Genomic DNA, 16,351 nt, shown 5'->3' on the forward strand with positions numbered 1-16,351 from the left:
GTTCTCGGGCAGGGCGGTTGCGGTGGGCCCGCGCACCCGGCGCGGGCCCCGCGACGCGGAAGGGCGACGATGGTGGTGGAACGAGTACTGCAGGCCTTGGCGGACGACCCGGACCGGATCGCGATCAGTGACCCCCGCGAGGCCTACACCGCGGGCCGCGTGCGCCGGGAGGCCTACCGGACCGGCCGTGCCCTGCTCGCCCGCGGGGTCGGCGCCGGAACGACCGTCGCCCTGTCCGGCCGGGTCAGCCCGCGGATGTACATCCTCACCCTCGCCATCCGCCTCGTCGGCGCGGCCCACCTGGACGTGCCTGCCACCCTGTCCCCGCGGGAGCAGGCCGACCTCCTGGCCGAGTGCGGAGCCGGCCTGATGGTCATCGACCCCGACCAAACCGGCGCGGGCGCCATCCGCACGCTGGCCGCGGCCCCCGGCCTGGACCTGTGCTCCCTGTCCCCGTCGGCGTGGGCCCAGGACCTGTTCGCGCAGGCCTCCGGCCATTCCGGGGCCCCCTTCCCGGCATCGGTACGCCACGGCGACCCCTGCCGGATCTCGACAACCAGCGGTACGACCGGGCGGCCCAAGGTGATCGTGCGGACCTACGCACCCGCCCCGGCCCGGCCCTCCGGCCCCTCCTGGATCGGCGAGTGCTTCACCCCCCACCGGGGCCCGTCGCGCTTTCTCCTGACCGACCGCTTGTCCGGGCTGCCGCATACGCTGGCCGACGCGGCCCTGGGCACCGGCAACCGGTTGCACACCCTGCCCGAGCACGGCGTCGGGGAGCTGCTGTCGACCGTGGCGTCCGAGCGCATCACGCACCTGTACCTGTCCGTGCACAAGCTCGCCGAGATGGTGGCTGCCGCCGAGTCCGCCGAAGCCGACCTGTCGTCCCTGACGTCGGTGATCACTGCGGGAAGCGCGGTCTCGCCGGCACTGCTGCGCCGGGCGGTGGACCGGCTCGGGCCCGTTGTCCACTCCCTCTACGGCCAGACCGAAGCCGGCAACATCTGCGTCCTGTCCCCTCGGGACTACACCCCCTGGAACGACACGGCCGCACGCAGCGTCGGACGGCCCCTGCCCGGAGTGGAGATCCGGATCCGTCCGGACGAGGACCAGCGCTCGGCCCCGGAACAGGGCGACGGCGCCCGTGCACGCGGGCGGGTGTGGGTCCGCGCGCCCCGGCTCATGGACGGGTACCTGAACCGGCCGGAGGAGACCGGCCGGGTGCTCCGCGACGGTTGGCTCGACACCGGCGACGTCGGGCACCTGGACGAGGACGGGCGCCTGGTTCTGCTGGGCCGTTCTGCGGACGCCGTGACCGTCAACGGGCGGATCGTCTTCCCCTCGGAGATCGACGCGGTGATCCAGGAACACCCGGAGGTGCAGGACAGCGCCACCTTCGATGTTTCGGGCTCCGACGGGGCCGAGCTGCACACCGCGCTGGTGTACGAGGCCGGCGCGCGACCGGATACCGAGGGCCTGCTGCGGCGGGTGGAGAAGGCACTGGGCCCAGGGCTCGCCCCCGCCTCGGCCGCCGTCGTGCAGCGCATCCCCTACACCTTCTCCGCCGACCCGTGCCGCCGCACCCTGCGCCAGTGGCACGCCCAGAGGCAGGCCACCGCGGACGATCCGCCCGAGAACCGCACCGTGCTCAACTGACGGCTCCATCGGAAACCCCTGCGCCCGGGGCCGTGCGCTGGGAGCATGGGGCTGGACCGGCGCGGGGGCGCCGGGGAAACGGGGGGCTCATGGGGTACGGGAAGCGGGCGGCGGCGCTTGCGGTGGCGGCGGGGGTCGCGGCGGGAGCGGCGCCCGCGGAGGCTGCCGCGGCGGGGTACGCGCGGTGTGCGGAGGGGGCGTTCTGCCTGTTCTCGGATTCCGGCGGGCAGGGCCGCGTCGTGGGGGTCACCGGGATCGGAGCCCCCGACCTGCGGCTGGCGGGGATGGACGACGACGCCGAGTCGGCCTGGAACCGGTCCGACCGGGCCTTCTCCGTCTTCACCCAGCCGGGCTACGCCGGCGGCGAGGTGCAGGCGCAGCCCGGCGGCCGCGGCGACGTCACCCCGTCCTGGCGCGACGAGATCAGCTCGGCGCGGCCCAGCGACGGCTCCGGGGGGCTGTTCGACCTCCTCGGCGGCTGAGGCGCCGCGGCCTGCCGGGCCCGGCAGTCCGCGGTCCCGGCGGTAGCCCGCAGCTGCAGCGGCCGCGGGACGGTCCCGGGCGGCAGGAGGAGGCAGCATGGCGCTGGGGATCGACCTGGCCGGGCGCACGGCGCTGGTCACCGGATCCACGCAGGGCATCGGGATGGCCATCGCGGTCCGGCTGGCTGAGGCGGGCGCGCGCGTCGCCGTCAACGGCCGCACCGCCGAGCGGGTGCGCGGCGCCTGCACGGAGCTGCGCGCGGCCGTGCCAGGGGCCGACGTGCTGGAAGCCGCCGGCGACGTCGCCACCGCGGAGGGGGCGGAGCAGGTCACCGCCGCCGTGCCGCACGCCGACATCCTGGTGAACAACCTCGGCGTGTTCGGGCCCCGCCCGGCCCTGGAGATCGACGACGACGAGTGGCGCCGCTACTTCGAGGTGAACGTGCTCTCCGCCGTGCGGCTCACCCGCGCCTACCTGCCCGGGATGACCGGTGCCGGGTGGGGCCGGGTGCTGGCCATCGCCAGCGACTCCGCCGTGGTGGTGCCGGCCGAGATGATCCACTACGGAATGACCAAGACGGCGCTGCTCTCCCTCACCCGCGGTTTCGCCAAGGAGGCCGCGGGCACCGGCGTGACCGTCAACTCCGTCATCGCCGGACCGACCGCCACCGGCGGCGTCGAGGACTTCGTGTACGCGCTGGTCGACCGGGACCTGCCGTGGCCGGAGGCCCAGCGCGCCTTCATGCGCGAGCACCGCCCCCTGTCGCTGATCCAGCGGCTCATCGACCCGCAGGAGATCGCGAACATGGTCGCCTATCTGTCGTCGCCCCTGGCCTCGGCCACGACCGGCGGCGCCCTCCGCGTCGACGGCGGCTACGTCGACTCGATCCTGCCCTGAACCGCACCGCGCAGCTTTGCCGCGCCGCCCGGCCGGAGCGTCGCGCGGCGGTCAGAGGCCGTGCTTGCGGGCGGTGATCCGGTGGATGGCGGCGCGCGGGAGCAGGCGGCGCAGCGGGAAGACGAGCGGGCCGCCGCTGCCGACGGCGTAGAGCGGGCGGGGGCGGGCCGCGCCGATGGCGCGGAGCACCGTCGCCGCGACCCTCTCGGCGGGGACGCCGCGCGCCTCGTTGGCGTCCAGCGCCGCGATCATCGTCCGGTGCTCCGCGGCGTAGGGCGAGTCGTCGGCGCAGTAGGAGGTGCGCCGCTCGCTGATCCCGGTGTTGATCGACCCCGGCTCGACCGTCGTGATGCCGACGCCGTAGGGCGCCACCTCGCGGCGCGCCGCGTCGGCGAACCCCTTCAGCGCCGCCTTCGACGCCACGTAGGACGACCGGTAGGCCAGCGGGAAGCTCGCCAGCATGGAGCCGACCATCACCACCCGCCCGTAGCCGCGCTCGCGCATGCCCGGCAGCAGGAGCTGGGTGAGCTGCACCGCCCCGAACACGTTGGTGGCGAAGACCCGGCGCACCGCCTCGACCGGCAGCTCCTCCAGCGGGCCGTTCTGGCTCTCGCCGGCGTTGTTGACCAGGATGTCCACGCTGCCCGCCGCTTCCGCGCACGCCCGCACCGAGTCGGGGTCGGACAGGTCGAGCGGAAGCATCACCGCGCCCTCGGGCGCTGCGGCCCGCTCCGGGGCGCGGCTGGTGCCGTAGACGGTCGCGCCGCGGCGCAGCAGAGCGGCCGCGACCGCGGCCCCGATCCCCGAGGACGCGCCCGTGACGAGCGCCGTGCGGCTCACCGCCGCCGCCCGGCAGGGGAGCCCCCGCCCGTGCACCGGATGGTCGTCTCGGCCACTGCGCCCTCCTCCGTCGCCGCCGCGCGGGCCGCGCGGACGGGCCGCATCCTACTGCCCGCCGCACGGCCGGCGGGGGAGTCGGAGCGGGAAGCAGCAGGGCGGTTGTTCACCGGCCACGTCCCAGCAGGCGGGCGAAGGCGGCATCGACCGCACCGGGCAGCCGCTCGGCGTCGCCCGCCGCGTCGGCGCGCCCGGCCGCCACGCAGGCCAGGCCGACCTCGGCGGCCAGCCGCGCGGTTTCCGGGTCGGCGCCCCACCGGTGCAGGAGCTCGGCCATCGCATCGGCGTAGCCCCGCTGCTTGACGAGGCTGCGGCCCTGCAGCTCGGCGGCTGATGCCACCAGCCGCTCATGCCGTGCGTAGCCGACCGGGTCGGCCGCCAGCTGTGCGGACAGGGCGGCCGCCGCCGCGCGGACGCAGTCCAGGGCCCGCGGCAGCGAGTCGCCGATCGGCCCCTCCGGCTCGGCGGTGGTGAGGCCGGCCAGCGCCGCGGCGTCGGGACGGGGACTGCCGTCGAACACCACTTCCTGCTTGTCGCCGAAGTAGCGGAAGAACGTGGCCCGGCCGACCTCGGCGCGCGCCGCGATGTCGGCCACGGTCACCGCGTCGAAGCCCTTCTCGTCGAAGAGGGCGTGCGCGGCCTCGGTGATCGCCGCGCGGGCGCGCTGCCGCTTGCGCTCGCGCAGCGGCGGATCTGCGGAGGGTGCTCGGTCCATGCGGCCATCGTAGACTCCCGATACCGGAACCCGTATGATCCTCGGTATCGAATGATACCCAGTCTCAAAAAGGAGCCGTTGTGGAGACCACTGCCCCCCGCACTGCCGATCCCGCGCCGCACCAGGCCGCCGAGCGCACCCGCGCCTACCTGGCGGCGCTGGAGGGCGGGGACGCCGCAGCGCTGGCCCGGATGACCGGCGACGGTGCCGTGCTGACGATCCCGCTCTCCTTCGACGGCGCCCCGGAGCCCGCCGCGCGCTTCACCGGCGCCGCGGAGGTGCTCGGGTACCTGGACACCGTGCTGCAGAACATGGAGCGGATCCGCTTCACCGACGTGCGGGTGACCGCCTCCGCCGACGGGGCTACCGCCTTCGTGCAGGCTCGCGGCGACTTCACCGCCGCCGGCGGCGCCCCCTACCGCAACGTCTACGTGCTCCGCGTCGACTGGGACGGCGACCGCGTCGCGGCCGTGGAGGAGTACGCCAATCCGGTCGCCTTCACCGCGGCCTTCGGGCCGCCGCAGGGGTAGCGGAGTGCGGCGGGGCCGCAGCGCCGCCGGCGCTGCGGCGCCCCGCTATCCTGCCGCCATGGCGACGCATGAGCGGGAGATCACCGGGCCGGTCGACCTGTGCCGGGCCGACGGGGCGCTCAACCCGGACGCTGCAGGGTGGTCCCGGCGGCCGGTGCACCGCACCGCCGTGCCGGGGTGGGGGCGCACCAAGAAGTGGGAGTACTGGGCGGTGGCCACCCCCACCCACCTGGTCGCGCTCACCCTCGCCGACATCGACTACCTCGGGCTCGCCGCCGTCTACCTGGTGGAGTTCGGCGGCGTGGAGACCGGCAGCACCGGACTGTCGCCCGGCGCCGCGGCTGTCCGGTTGCCCGACACCCTCGACGGCGGCCCGGCGGCCTCGGTCGGGCCGGTCCGCGCCGCGATCACGCCCACCCCGTCCGGCACCCGGCTGCGGTTCTCCTGCCGCACCGCCGAGGGCCCGCTCAGCGGCGACCTCGAAGTGGCGCTGCCCGACGGCCACGAGGTCCTCTCCGTCGTGGTGCCGTGGAGCGGGCGCCGCTTCCAGTACACCTCGAAGCACACCGCCCGCCCCGCCAGCGGCGAAGTCCGACTCGGCGGGCGCGCCATCCCCTTCGATGGCGGCTGGGGCGTCCTGGACCACGGCCGCGGCCGCTGGCCCTACGCCACCGCCTGGAACTGGGGTGCCGCCTCCGGCACCGCCGCCGGGCACACGGTCGGCCTCCAGTTCGGCGGCGGCTGGACGGCCGGCACCGGCACGACGGAGAACGCGCTGTGCATCGACGGCCGCCTCACCAAGATCGGCGAAGAGCTCGACTGGGAGTACGACACCGCCGACTTCACCGCCCCCTGGCGGCTGCGCACCCCCGCCTCCGACCGCGTCGACCTGGTCTTCACCCCGGTCCACGAGCGCGCCGACCGCATCTGGGCGGGCCCGGTCTCCAACGACACCCACCAGTGCTTCGGCCACTACTCCGGCACGGTCCGCCCCGACGAGGGCGGCCCGATCCGCATCGACGGCCTCCTCGGCTGGGCCGAGCAGGTGCGCATGCGCTGGTAGCCGCCGCTCCTGCGGCAGGGGCGCGGTCGGCGCCGCGGCGCGTGCCGCCCCCGAGGCGCGCGGGGGCCGGTGTGCCCGCTGCGCGGAGCTGCGGTGGGCCGCTGCACCGGATCCGCCCTGCCGCGGCCGCCGGTGCGCCGCGGCGAAGCACCGCCGCGGGCCCCGGTCCCCGCGCCGGTCCACCGGGCCGACCTCGGGGCGCGCTCTGCGCCGCCAGGGCCGGGGTGCGCGCCGGTCCGCGCGGAGCGGGCGTATCCTCGCAGGGAACAGCGCCGGCTCAGTCGGCGCCTCCACGACGAACCGGAGGGTCGGACATGGGCCTCGGCGGACGAGAGCTGCTCATCCTCCTCTTGATCGCGCTGCTGGTCTTCGGCGCGAGCCGGCTTCCGCAGCTGGCCCGCTCGCTGGGCCGCAGCGCGCGCATCCTCAAAGCGGAGACCCGCGGGCTGGCCGACGAGGACGGCGACGGCGGCACGGGCACAGCGGGCGCGGCCACCGAACAGCGCCCCACCGCCACCGCCACCCCCGACCCGGCTCCTCCGACCGCCCAGGACGGCCAGCGCCCCGCCGGCCCCTGAACCCTGCGGCCCCGGCCGTGCTCTCGGCATGCGGGCGGAGCACGCCGCAAACGGCCCCGGCGGGTGCCGCCGGAGCCGCGCCGCGGAGTGCACGGGCAGCCGCTGCGAGGACGGGTGCGGCGCTGCCGGCGGCGCGCCCGCTCCGCGCCGGATGCCGCTGCCCCCGGCGTCCTGCGACCCGTCCGCTCCGCGCGCCGAGCCGGGCCGGCGCCACCTCCGCTGCTGCCGGGCGGGAGGAGCCCGAAGGCTCCGGGAAGCCACCGGTCCGCCTGGCGCTGCACCACGAGGAGCCCGAGGCCGCCGCGGGCCGCCTGTGCGCTGTACACGGCCCCGCCTCCGGCCGGGGCAGCGCCTGCCCCCGGTCCGCCGAATGCCGGCGGGCCGCATGCGGCCGCGCGGGCTCAGCGACCCAGCCGCTGAACTGCGGCCTGCGGCTGGCGGGCCGGACGTGCGCTGCGGGTGGGCGGCGGCTGCGAGCCGGCGGCGGGGAACGCGGGGCGCGGGGCAGGCCCGGAAGGTCTGAGCCGGCCCCTGCACACCGGACCCCGGCTGCCCGCCCACCGGGCGCGCGGGGCGCATCGGGCGATGCCGTCCCCCCGCTCGGCCGCTGATCGGCCGATCCGCGCCCCGGGGAGCGGAGGGATCCGCAGGCCGGTGCCGGCCGTGAGCGGCGGTGCCGCCCGCCGGAGTCCGAGCCGTGCCGCACGGGCCCGGACCCGGGATCCGCCCACCGGCCGCCGGCGCAGCGCCCCCGCCCGCTCGCGGAAGGCGGGCGGGGCGGCGCCTGTTGCCCGCCGGCGCGGTTGGCGTGCTGCCGGCCGGGTCAGGCCGGGCGGCGGAGGGTCCGGCCCGGACGGGCGCCGGTCGCAGCCGCGTCGAGGAGGGCGGGGACACCGTCCACGAGGACGGCGGAGACACCCGTCGAGAGCTGCCACGGATCGGTGAAGGTGGCCCGGTCGGCCACGGTGTCCGGGTCGAAGACGGCGATGTCGGCGACCGCCCCCTCGGCGATGCGCCCGCGGTCGGCCATACCGAGCCGCGCGGCCGGCAGCGACGTCATCTTGCGCACCGCGTCCGGCAGCGACAGCACGCCCCGCTCGCGGACGTAGCGGCCGAGCACCCGCGGGAACGTGCCGAAGCTGCGCGGGTGGGTGGTGCCGTCGCCGTCGGCGGTCAGGGCCCAGCCGTCCGAGGCCACCGCCACCATCGGGTGCGCCAGCACCGCGCTCACGTCGTCCTCGCTCATCGCGTGGTTGACGATCGTCGCCGCGCCGCCGTGTGCGGCGAGCACGCGCAGCGCGGCCTCGGCCGGGTCGGTGCCCTCGCGCCGGCCCACCTCGGCGATGCTCAGCCCGGTCGAGGCGGTGTAGGGGCCGTCGCGCAGCTCGGCCAGCACCACGCCCTCGGGGTCCACGTCGCGGCCGAACCGGGCCCGCAGCCCGTCGGCGATGCGGCCGCGCTCGGCCGGGTCGGCCAGCCGCTGCAGCAGCGCGGGCGCGCCGCCGTCCATCGCCCACGCGGGAAGCCGCGACGTCAGCGTGGTGCTGGAGGCGGTGTAGGGATACACGTCGGCGGTCGCGTCGACACCGCGCTCGCGCGCAGCGTCCAGCGCCTCCAGGGCCGCGTGCACCGCGCCGTGGTTCTGCGGCCCCATCGCCTTGAGGTGGGAGATCTCCAGCCGCGCGCCGGCCGCCCCGGCTGCGCCCAGTGCCTCGTGCACCGCCTCGAGCAGGGTGCCCGACTCGTTGCGCATGTGCGTGGAGTACAGCAGGCCGCACGCCGCTGCCTCCGCGACCAGCGCCCGCACCTCGTCTTCGGCGGCGAACGTGCCCGGCGCGTAGATCAGGCCGGTGGAGAAGCCGTAGGCGCCCTGGCGGGCGGCGCTCCGCAGCAGCGCCCGCATCGCGTCCAGCTCGGCCGGCTCGGGCGCCCGCTCGGCGTCGCCCATCGCCGCCAGCCGCAGTGCGGCGTGGCCCGCCTGCAGCGCGATGTTGACGGCCGGGCGCGCGCCGTCCACCGCGTCGGCGAAGCCGCCGGCGTCGGTGTGTGCCCATGCGGTCTGCGGTGCGAGGAACGCGCTCCAGGAGCGCAGCAGGCCGCCCGGGTCGACCGGGAACGTCGACCAGCCGCAGTTGCCGGTGACCAGTGTGGTGACGCCCTGGTGCAGCTGGCTGCCTGCCGCGGGAGCGCCCTCGACGGCGAAGTCCGCGTGCGAGTGCAGGTCGATGAAGCCCGGCGCGACGGCGTGGCCGGATGCGTCGATCTCGGTGCGCCCGCGCGGGCGCACCCCGGCCGTCCCGGGCTCGGCGATCCGGGTGATGCGGCCGCCGTCGACGGTGACGTCGGCCCGCCGCCCCGGAGCGCCGGTGCCGTCGATGACGGTGCCGCCGGCGATGACGATGTCGTGCTGGTCCACAGGTTCCTCCAGGGGAGAAGGGCGTGCCGCCCGGCCGCGGCAGGGCCGCCGCGGCCGGGCACCGGGCAGGGGAGGGGGAGCGGGGCTGCCGCGCGGCAGCCCCGCTCCGGCCGGTCAGGCGGTGAGGAAGTACAGCATGATCACGTACATGGCGCAGGCCGGGATCAGCAGCGCCCAGCCGGTGATCAGCATGTTCTTCAGATTGGACGACCGGGCCAGGCCCATCGCGCCGATCATGTTGCCGTTCGGGAAGGGCCCGTAGGTGTCGGCCTTGGAGGCGAACAGCAGCACGATCACCCAGGCGCCGGCGGACACGCCGATGTTGGCCGCCAGGCCGCCGAACACCTCGTCGAGCAGCACGACCTGTGCGGCCGTCGCCCCCGGCACGCCGACCCAGCCCAGCATGGCGATCAGCAGGGCGAAGACGAACGCGGAGCTGCCCGCCAGTTCGGCGCCGAACACGTCGATGATCACCTCGAACGGCGCCAGCTGCTCGATCAGCAGGAACAGCGCCGCCAGCAGCCAGAACAGCAGGAAGATGCTGATCAGCTTGGACGCGCCGCGGTACAGCAGCTCGGTGATCCGGGTGCTGCCCAGCCCGGCGGCGAGGCCGGTGGCCACGCCCAGCAGCGGCAGCGCCAGCAGCGGGAAGGCGGTGCCGGCGTTGGTCGCGGTGGCGTAGGCGACGGTGACCGCCAGCACGGCGAAGAACACCGCGGTGGCGCGGCCGGCGGTGCGCGGCCGCTCCGACTCCTCAGCGGCGCCGCCGACGTCGGCGGTGGTGTAGAAGTCGCCGGTCTTCTCGGTGCGGCGCTGCATCCACGGCACCACGAACAGGCCGAGCACGATCGACAGGATCGCGAGCGGCCCCGCGCCGTGCACGACGTAGCTGAGGTAGCTCACCTCGGCGGCGTCCATGATCGCGACGTTGGAGCCGGCGAACGGGGCCAGCGCCAGGCCGGCGCAGCCGCCGATGAAGATGGTCGCCGCGGTGGCCGACCGGGTGAAGTTCATCCGCGCCGCGATCGGCAGCAGGATCGGGGTGGCGATGGCCAGCGCACCGGCCAGCGTGCCGAGGCTGGCGACCAGCACCAGCGGAGCGATCATCATGCCGAACACGACCGCGGTGCGGTTGCGTTCGCCGACGACCCGCATGACGCCGCGGACGATCGTGTCCGCCACCCCGGTCACCTTCAGGACCTCGCCGACGCCCGCGCCGAGCATGATGATGAGCCCGATCAGGGTCACGTCCTGGGCCAGTGACTCGCCGAGCAGGGTGCCGATCTCCAGCGGGCTGAGCTGCGCGATGGCCACCGCGGACACGATCGCGGCCAGTGTGGCGACCACGATGTCCATGCCGAGCAGCGCCAGCACCGCGTACAGCACGATCGGCAGCAGCCCCCAGATGGTGGGGGCGCCGCCGAAGAAGCCGGCGACCACCGACCCGGCCACGCCGAGCACGGCGATGGTGTTTATGGTGCGGCGCCGGGCCGGGGACACCGCGACGTCGTAGGCGTTGGACGACTCGGTGCCGCCCGAGCCGTCCGCGCTCCCGGAGCTGCCGGCCGCGGCGGCGTCCGGACCGGCGTCCGGAGCGGTGTCCTCTGGGCTGGGGCCCGGCGCGGGGCCGGAGCGCGAGTCTGGGTTCATGGTGCTTCCTGTTTCGTGAGGGGGTTCGTGAGGGGTGTCGCGGGACGCGACGGTGGGGTTGCCGCCGGGCGGGAACGGGGATCCGGCGGTGCTGGGGGCCGAGCCGAGCTCGGGAGGTTCCGGGTGCTCGCGGGAGCGCTCCGCGGGCGCGGGGCGCCGCGCGCCAGAAGAGGGCGGATGCGCCGTGGGGCAGGGCGGAGGCTGCGTCCGGGCCCGGGGGTTCCGGGCCCGGGAGGGAGCGGGGTCAGGCGGTGACGGTCGCGGTGCGCAGGCGGTTCTCGGCGATGAACGCGGTGTCGACCGCGTGGCCGAGCCCGGGGCCGGTGGGGACCGCCACGCTGCCCTGGTCCGCGGTGACCGGCGGGTCGATCACGTCGCGCGCGTAGTACTTCGACGACGCCGACACGTCCGAGGGCAGGGTGAACCCGGGCAGGCTGGACAGGGCGACGTTGGCCGCCCGGCCCACGCCGAACTCGTGCATCCCGCCGCACCACACCGGGATGCCGTGCTCTCCCGCCAGGTCGTGCGCAGCGGCAGCGGCGGTCAGGCCGCCCATGCGCGACGCCTTGATGTTGAGCACCCGCACCGCGCCCAGCGCGAGCGCGGTCCGCAGGTCGTCCAGCTCCTCCACCGACTCGTCCAGGCAGACCGGCGTGTCCATGCCCTTCTGCAGCTCCGCGTGCGACAGCAGGTCGCGGGGTGCGAACGGCTGCTCCACCATGAGCAGGCCGTAGCGGTCCAGCCCGCGCAGCACCGCCATCGACTCGGCGTCGCCGGGGTAGGCGCCGTTCGCGTCGACGTGCAGGTCGGTGTCGGGAAACGCCTCGCGGACCACCCGCACCGGCTCGCGGTCCCAGCCGGGCGCGATCTTCAGCTTCACCCGCGGGTAACCGGCCTCCACCTGCCGGGCGACCTGGGCGAGCAGGGCTTCGTAGGTCGGCTCGATGCCGAGCGAGACTCCGGCGGTGACCGACGAGCGGGTGCCGCCGAGCGCCGCGGCCAGCGAGACGCCGGTCTCGGCCGCCCACAGCGCCCAGCCGGCCGCGTCCACCCCGGCGGCGGCGAAGCGGTTGCCCCGCACCCGCCGCCACAGCTCCGGCAGCTGCGACGGGTGGTCCCATTCGGCTCCGGCCACGGCCGGCAGCAGGTACCGCTCGGCGGTCAGCCAGGCGGTCTCGGTCGTCTCGCCGCAGTAGTAGGGGTCGGACGGGGAGGCGATCTCGCCCCAGCCCTCCGCGCCGGACTCGGTCGCCAGGCGCACCAGGATGTGGTCGAGGTGGTCCTTGCGGTGCGAGCTGGTCTCGAAGGCGTGCACCAGCGGGAGCCGGACCAGGTGCAGGGATGCCTCGGTGATGCGGATGGTTCAGTCCTCCAGGTAGGTGCCGAGCGTGCGGCTGATCCGGCCGCGTTCGGCGAGCCGGCGCCGGGCGCCCTTGGAACTGGCGGTGGTGAGTGTGGTGAGCAGGTGGACGACGGCCGCGACGGCGGTGGGGGAGTCGGCGTAGGAGGCGCTGTCGGTGGTGACCGCGATCGTCTCGTGCGCGGTGGCCGACAGCGGCGCGGCCGCGTCGTCGGTGATGGCGACGACCCGGCCGCCGGCCGCCGCGAAGTGCTCGGCGAACGACACCGTCTCCCGCCGGTACCGGCGCATCGACACGGCGACCAGCACGTCGCTGGAGCGGACCTCGGCCAGCACGTCCAGCGGGCGCGCCACGGCGCCGTCCACGAGCACGGTGTTCGACAGCCCGGCCGCGAGGTCGGTGGCCAGCAGCGACGCGTAGGCGAAGGACTTCCCCGCGCCGGTGATGAAGCGGCGGCGCGCTGCGACGACCGCGGCGGCGGCGCGGGCCACCGAGCCGTCCGCTTCGACGCGCTGGAGCGCCTCGCGCAGGTTGCGGGCCTCCTGCTCGATGAGGCGCCGCTGCAGCGCCTCCGACGACGAGGGCCGCTGCAGCCGCGCGCTGAACCGGTCCTCCTGGCTGCGCAGGCGCCGGTTCTCAGCGTGGTCGGGACCGGCGGCGCCGGCGGGATCGGAGTGTCCGGCGGCGGGGGTCGCGGGGTCGGCGGGGGCAGTGTCGGCGGGAGAGGGCGGGAGGTCCATCAGCAGCGCTCCAGTCGGTACAGGGCCGTGCCGCTGCCGCGCACCGTGCACGAGACCGCGGCCCAGCCGTCTGCGGTCAGTTCCCCCAGTGTCGCGGCCGTGGCGCGGCGCGCCTCCGCGGCGGCACCCGGATCGGTGCGCTGCAGCGCGGCGGTGTCCGCGGGGACCGGGATCCAGACCCTGCTGCCGTCCTCGATCGGCCGCCCCCACGCGGTGGCCGCGGCATCGGGCGGCGACGCGGGAGCGGTGCGCGGGCCCGGCTCGGGCACGAGGTCCCAGTCCACGGTGACCCGGTCGGTGCCGTCGCCGTAGTAGCCGGGCGAGAACCAGCGGCCGACGGCGCCGAGCACGTCCAGGTTGAAGTGCGCGTTGCGGGCCAGCAGCGGGTCGTAGGTCCACCGCATCCGCGTGGTGCCCCAGGACAGCGCCACCTCGCGCTGGGCGGCCTTCAGCGCCCGGCCCAGGCCGCGCCCCTGGTAGGCGGCGTCGACCACCGCGGCCTGGGAGTAGTGGTACGTGCTGCGGCCGTCGGTGCCGAGGAAGCCGTAGGCGAAGGCGACGATGCGCCCATGGGCACCGCGTGCCCCCACCACCGAGCCGCCGTTGCTGCGCAGCGCGGTGAGCAGCCGCGGGCTGGCGCCCTGGCGCTGGTCGGTGTAGCCGAACACGTCGCGGTAGAGCGCGGTCGCCTGGTCGAGGTCGGCGGCGCTGGTGAGCGTCTCGACCACGGGTGCTGGCGGAGGCGGTGGAGCGGAGGGCATGGGCGGCGGTCTCCTCGACGGGCGGCGGATCAGCGGGGTGAGCAGGGGGGCGATCGCCGATGATTCGGAACATATTGCTTGCTGATAGGAAGTGGTACCAATCACGTGATTGCCGTGTCAATCCATCGTGTCCAGCGAAATCAGAAATCAACACGAGAAGGAGGCGGGTCTGGACGGCGCGCGCGAGGTGTATATACGTTTCGTATATCGGTCGAGCGCGGGCTTCGATGCCCACCCGTGCCGGACCCGCCACCGATCCGCGGCGGACTGCACCGTCCCCCGCCGCCCCGCCCGTGATCCCGACCCCGAGGACTGCGCATGACCCCCGGCCCCGCCGCTCCGCACCCCGCCCCCTCCGATGCGCTGCTCGCCGGCCTGCGCGGCCGCAGCGCCGAGCTGCTGGAGCGGGTCCGCTCCTACGTCGAGCACGAGACGCCCACCGGTGACCGGGAGGCACTGGACGCCTTCGCCGACCGCCTCATCGCCCGCTACACCGCGCTGGGCTGCGACGCCCGCCGGGTACCGGGCGCCCAGGGCGACCACGTCGCCGCCGACCACCCCGGCCACCCGGACCGCGCCGGCGAGGAGCCGGTCCTGTTCATCGGCCACCACGACACCGTCTGGCCGCGCGGCCACCTCGCCGGACCGATGCCCTGGCGCGCAGAGGCGGCCGGCCCGGACGGCCCCGCCACCGCGGCCGGCCCCGGCGCGTTCGACATGAAGAGCGGCCTCGTCGTCATGGAGGCGGCGCTGGAGGCCGCCGCCGCGCACGGCATCGCGCACCGGCCGGTGCGCATCGTGGTGGTCGCCGACGAGGAGGTCGGCTCGCCCACCTCGACCGGCCTGGTGCGCTCCCGGGCCGAGGGCGCCTGTGCCGCGCTCGGATTCGAGTCGCCGCATCCGGGCGGCGCGCTCAAGCGCGGCCGCCGCGGAAGCACCCGGCTGCGGCTGTATGCCGACGGGCGCGCGGCGCACGCGGCGCTCGACCCGGAGCGCGGCGTGTCAGCGGTGGACGAACTGGTCGACGCGCTGATCTCCGTCCGCCGCGTCGTCGCCGAGCACGGCAGCGGCGTGCTGTGCAACGTGGGCACGCTGGCCGGCGGCGGCCGGACCAACGTGGTGCCCGAAGCGGCCAGCGCCGATATCGGGCTGCGGTTCACCGACGCCGCCACCGAGCGCAGCGTCCTCGACGCGATCGCCGCCCTCGAACCGGTGCGCCCCGGTGCCGCGCTGCGCACCGAGATCCTGTCCAGCCGCCCCACCTGGGCGCCCGGCGGCGCCTCCGACGCCCTGGTGCGCGCCGCCGAGTCCGCTGCGGACCGCCTCGGCCTGGACTGCAGCGCCGCCCCGGCCGCCGGCGCCGCCGACACCAACACCGTCGGCGCCCTCGGCCTGCCCACCCTCGACGGCCTCGGCCCCACCGGCGCCGGCGCCCACGCCCTGCACGAGCACATCCACCCCGCCGCACTCCCCGACCGCGCCGCCTTCACCGCCGCCCTCCTCAGCGAACTGTAGGGCGCGCCGGAGCAGCGCGGCCCGGCGCAGCGCGCACACGACGAAGCGACGAAGCGACGAAGAGAGGCACCGCGGTTCTCCGCGGTGTGCGGAGTCCGGCTCCGCCGGGCGGTGCCCAGCAGGCCGCGCTTCGGCCGGACCGGGAGCGCGGCCTGTCCACCGCACCCGGACCGGGGCCGGACGGGAGAACGGAGAACGCACGGGCCGGTCCCGCGCAGCTTCTCGCGGCTGCGCGGGACCGGCCCGGCGGCGGTGCCCTGCCTGTCAGGCGGCGCCGGACTCGGCGGACTCTGCCGCAGCTTCGGCGGCGGGGCGCTTGACCTCGCGGTAGATCCGCGTGCGGACCGTGCTGAACTCGGGCAGCGCCTTCGTCTCCAGGTGGTTGCGCCCGGCCGGCAGGTCAACCGGGACGACCGTGCGCACCTCGGTCGGCGACGGCGTGAGGACCACGACGCGGTCGCTGATATAGGCGGCCTCGTCGATGTCGTGCGTCACCAGCAGCACCGTCATGGAGAACCGGTCCCGGACGGTGCGGACCAGGTCCTCCAGGTCCTCCCGGGTCTGGGCGTCGACCGAGGCGAACGGCTCGTCCATCAGCATGATCCGCGGCCGGTAGGCCAGCGCGCGGGCGATGGCGGTCCGCTGCTGCATGCCGCCGGACAGCTCGTAGGGGCGCCGCCCGGCCGCGTCGGCCAGCCCCACGGCCTGCACGGCCTCCTCCACCCGCCGCGCCTGCTCGGCCTTGTCCAGCCCCTTGCCGCGCAGCGGGAAGCGCACGTTGTCGCGCACGCTGAGCCAGGGGAACAGCGACCGCGAGTAGTCCTGGAACACGACGGCCATGCCCTCTGGAGGGCCGTCCACCGGCCGCCCCTCCAGCAGCACCTCGCCCGCCGTGGGCTCCATCAGCCCGCTCACGCATTTGAGCAGGGTGGTCTTGCCGCAGCCGGACGGTCCGACCACGGTGACGATCTCGCCCTCGCCGACACCGAAACCGACGTCGCGCAGGGCGAGGTGGCCCGAGTCCGGCGCACCGTAGCGCTTGGCGATCCCCGACACCTGCAGCATGCTCTCTCCTCCGTTGCCTGTCTC

15 protein-coding genes are annotated in these 16,351 nt (G+C 75.8%); 7 read left to right on the forward strand and 8 right to left on the reverse strand.

From position 1 onward, the window contains the following. The first annotated feature begins 69 nt into the window (after positions 1-69). The 3 genes from ACYVGT_RS18980 to ACYVGT_RS18990 all read left to right on the forward strand — a co-directional run bounded on the left by ACYVGT_RS18980 (position 70) and on the right by ACYVGT_RS18990 (position 3,036). Positions 70-1,656: a class I adenylate-forming enzyme family protein gene (locus tag ACYVGT_RS18980; protein ID WP_460860220.1), complete on the forward strand. Its 1,587-nt coding sequence runs from the start codon at positions 70-72 to the stop codon at positions 1,654-1,656. A gap of 89 nt (positions 1,657-1,745) precedes the next feature. Beyond that, positions 1,746-2,138 (forward strand): peptidase inhibitor family I36 protein, encoded by a 393-nt coding sequence (locus ACYVGT_RS18985; RefSeq protein ID WP_460860222.1) that lies wholly within the window; start codon positions 1,746-1,748, stop codon positions 2,136-2,138. Between the two features lie 103 nt (positions 2,139-2,241). Continuing rightward, positions 2,242-3,036, forward strand: coding sequence for an SDR family NAD(P)-dependent oxidoreductase (locus tag ACYVGT_RS18990; RefSeq protein WP_460860299.1), 795 nt, complete (start codon positions 2,242-2,244; stop codon positions 3,034-3,036). A 51-nt stretch (positions 3,037-3,087) separates the two neighbouring features. On the opposite strand, the gene ACYVGT_RS18995 is transcribed toward ACYVGT_RS18990, so the two are convergent. Together ACYVGT_RS18995 and ACYVGT_RS19000 are read right to left on the reverse strand one after the other, a co-directional pair. Beyond that, positions 3,088-3,876, reverse strand: a complete 789-nt coding sequence (locus ACYVGT_RS18995; protein WP_460860224.1) for an SDR family oxidoreductase — start codon at positions 3,874-3,876, stop codon at positions 3,088-3,090. Between the two features lie 163 nt (positions 3,877-4,039). Then, positions 4,040-4,648, reverse strand: coding sequence for a TetR/AcrR family transcriptional regulator (locus ACYVGT_RS19000; RefSeq protein WP_460860225.1), 609 nt, complete (start codon positions 4,646-4,648; stop codon positions 4,040-4,042). A gap of 80 nt (positions 4,649-4,728) precedes the next feature. On the opposite strand from ACYVGT_RS19000, the gene ACYVGT_RS19005 reads away from it, so the two are divergent. From ACYVGT_RS19005 to ACYVGT_RS19015, 3 genes are all read left to right on the forward strand, one after another. Then, positions 4,729-5,178, forward strand: coding sequence for a nuclear transport factor 2 family protein (locus ACYVGT_RS19005; protein ID WP_460860228.1), 450 nt, complete (start codon positions 4,729-4,731; stop codon positions 5,176-5,178). A 58-nt stretch (positions 5,179-5,236) separates the two neighbouring features. Then, on the forward strand, positions 5,237-6,241 hold the full coding sequence (locus tag ACYVGT_RS19010) for a DUF2804 domain-containing protein (protein ID WP_460860229.1): 1,005 nt from the start codon (positions 5,237-5,239) through the stop codon (positions 6,239-6,241). A 314-nt stretch (positions 6,242-6,555) separates the two neighbouring features. Continuing rightward, positions 6,556-6,819: a twin-arginine translocase TatA/TatE family subunit gene (locus tag ACYVGT_RS19015; RefSeq protein ID WP_460860231.1), complete on the forward strand. Its 264-nt coding sequence runs from the start codon at positions 6,556-6,558 to the stop codon at positions 6,817-6,819. Between the two features lie 823 nt (positions 6,820-7,642). Here ACYVGT_RS19015 and ACYVGT_RS19020 read toward each other — a convergent pair. From ACYVGT_RS19020 to ACYVGT_RS19040, 5 genes are all read right to left on the reverse strand, one after another. Then, entirely contained in the window at positions 7,643-9,235 is a 1,593-nt protein-coding gene (locus ACYVGT_RS19020; protein ID WP_460860233.1) for an N-acyl-D-amino-acid deacylase family protein, read from the reverse strand. 114 nt (positions 9,236-9,349) lie between these two features. After that, positions 9,350-10,885, reverse strand: a complete 1,536-nt coding sequence (locus ACYVGT_RS19025; protein WP_460860237.1) for a Na+/H+ antiporter NhaC family protein — start codon at positions 10,883-10,885, stop codon at positions 9,350-9,352. 244 nt (positions 10,886-11,129) lie between these two features. After that, positions 11,130-12,245, reverse strand: a complete 1,116-nt coding sequence (menC, locus tag ACYVGT_RS19030) for an o-succinylbenzoate synthase (protein WP_460860301.1) — start codon at positions 12,243-12,245, stop codon at positions 11,130-11,132. A 3-nt stretch (positions 12,246-12,248) separates the two neighbouring features. Further along, positions 12,249-12,986: a MurR/RpiR family transcriptional regulator gene (locus ACYVGT_RS19035; protein WP_460860239.1), complete on the reverse strand. Its 738-nt coding sequence runs from the start codon at positions 12,984-12,986 to the stop codon at positions 12,249-12,251. Continuing rightward, the gene (locus tag ACYVGT_RS19040; protein ID WP_460860241.1) at positions 12,986-13,747 is read right to left on the reverse strand and encodes a GNAT family N-acetyltransferase; all 762 of its coding nucleotides are present in this window, start codon (positions 13,745-13,747) and stop codon (positions 12,986-12,988) included. The genes ACYVGT_RS19035 and ACYVGT_RS19040 overlap by 1 nt, the downstream gene beginning before the upstream one ends. A gap of 318 nt (positions 13,748-14,065) precedes the next feature. On the opposite strand from ACYVGT_RS19040, the gene ACYVGT_RS19045 reads away from it, so the two are divergent. After that, positions 14,066-15,262 carry a M20/M25/M40 family metallo-hydrolase gene (locus tag ACYVGT_RS19045; RefSeq protein ID WP_460860245.1) on the forward strand — a complete coding sequence of 399 codons (1,197 nt, stop codon included), beginning with the start codon at positions 14,066-14,068 and terminating at the stop codon, positions 15,260-15,262. A gap of 264 nt (positions 15,263-15,526) precedes the next feature. Here ACYVGT_RS19045 and ACYVGT_RS19050 read toward each other — a convergent pair whose 3' ends face one another. Beyond that, entirely contained in the window at positions 15,527-16,327 is an 801-nt protein-coding gene (locus tag ACYVGT_RS19050; RefSeq protein ID WP_460860247.1) for an ABC transporter ATP-binding protein, read from the reverse strand. Positions 16,328-16,351 lie beyond the last annotated feature (24 nt).

The organism is Nocardiopsis coralliicola, assembly GCF_054779695.1.

Coding starts and splice junctions, on each gene's coding strand:
- ACYVGT_RS19000 (WP_460860225.1), bottom strand. CDS start 4,648: ATGGACCGAGCACCCTCCGCAGATCCGCCGCTGCGCGAGCGCAAGCGG.
- ACYVGT_RS19050 (WP_460860247.1), bottom strand. CDS start 16,327: ATGCTGCAGGTGTCGGGGATCGCCAAGCGCTACGGTGCGCCGGACTCG.
- ACYVGT_RS19035 (WP_460860239.1), bottom strand. CDS start 12,986: ATGGACCTCCCGCCCTCTCCCGCCGACACTGCCCCCGCCGACCCCGCG.
- ACYVGT_RS19045 (WP_460860245.1), top strand. CDS start 14,066: ATGACCCCCGGCCCCGCCGCTCCGCACCCCGCCCCCTCCGATGCGCTG.
- ACYVGT_RS18985 (WP_460860222.1), top strand. CDS start 1,746: ATGGGGTACGGGAAGCGGGCGGCGGCGCTTGCGGTGGCGGCGGGGGTC.
- ACYVGT_RS19040 (WP_460860241.1), bottom strand. CDS start 13,747: ATGCCCTCCGCTCCACCGCCTCCGCCAGCACCCGTGGTCGAGACGCTC.
- ACYVGT_RS19010 (WP_460860229.1), top strand. CDS start 5,237: ATGGCGACGCATGAGCGGGAGATCACCGGGCCGGTCGACCTGTGCCGG.
- ACYVGT_RS18980 (WP_460860220.1), top strand. CDS start 70: ATGGTGGTGGAACGAGTACTGCAGGCCTTGGCGGACGACCCGGACCGG.
- ACYVGT_RS19025 (WP_460860237.1), bottom strand. CDS start 10,885: ATGAACCCAGACTCGCGCTCCGGCCCCGCGCCGGGCCCCAGCCCAGAG.
- ACYVGT_RS19015 (WP_460860231.1), top strand. CDS start 6,556: ATGGGCCTCGGCGGACGAGAGCTGCTCATCCTCCTCTTGATCGCGCTG.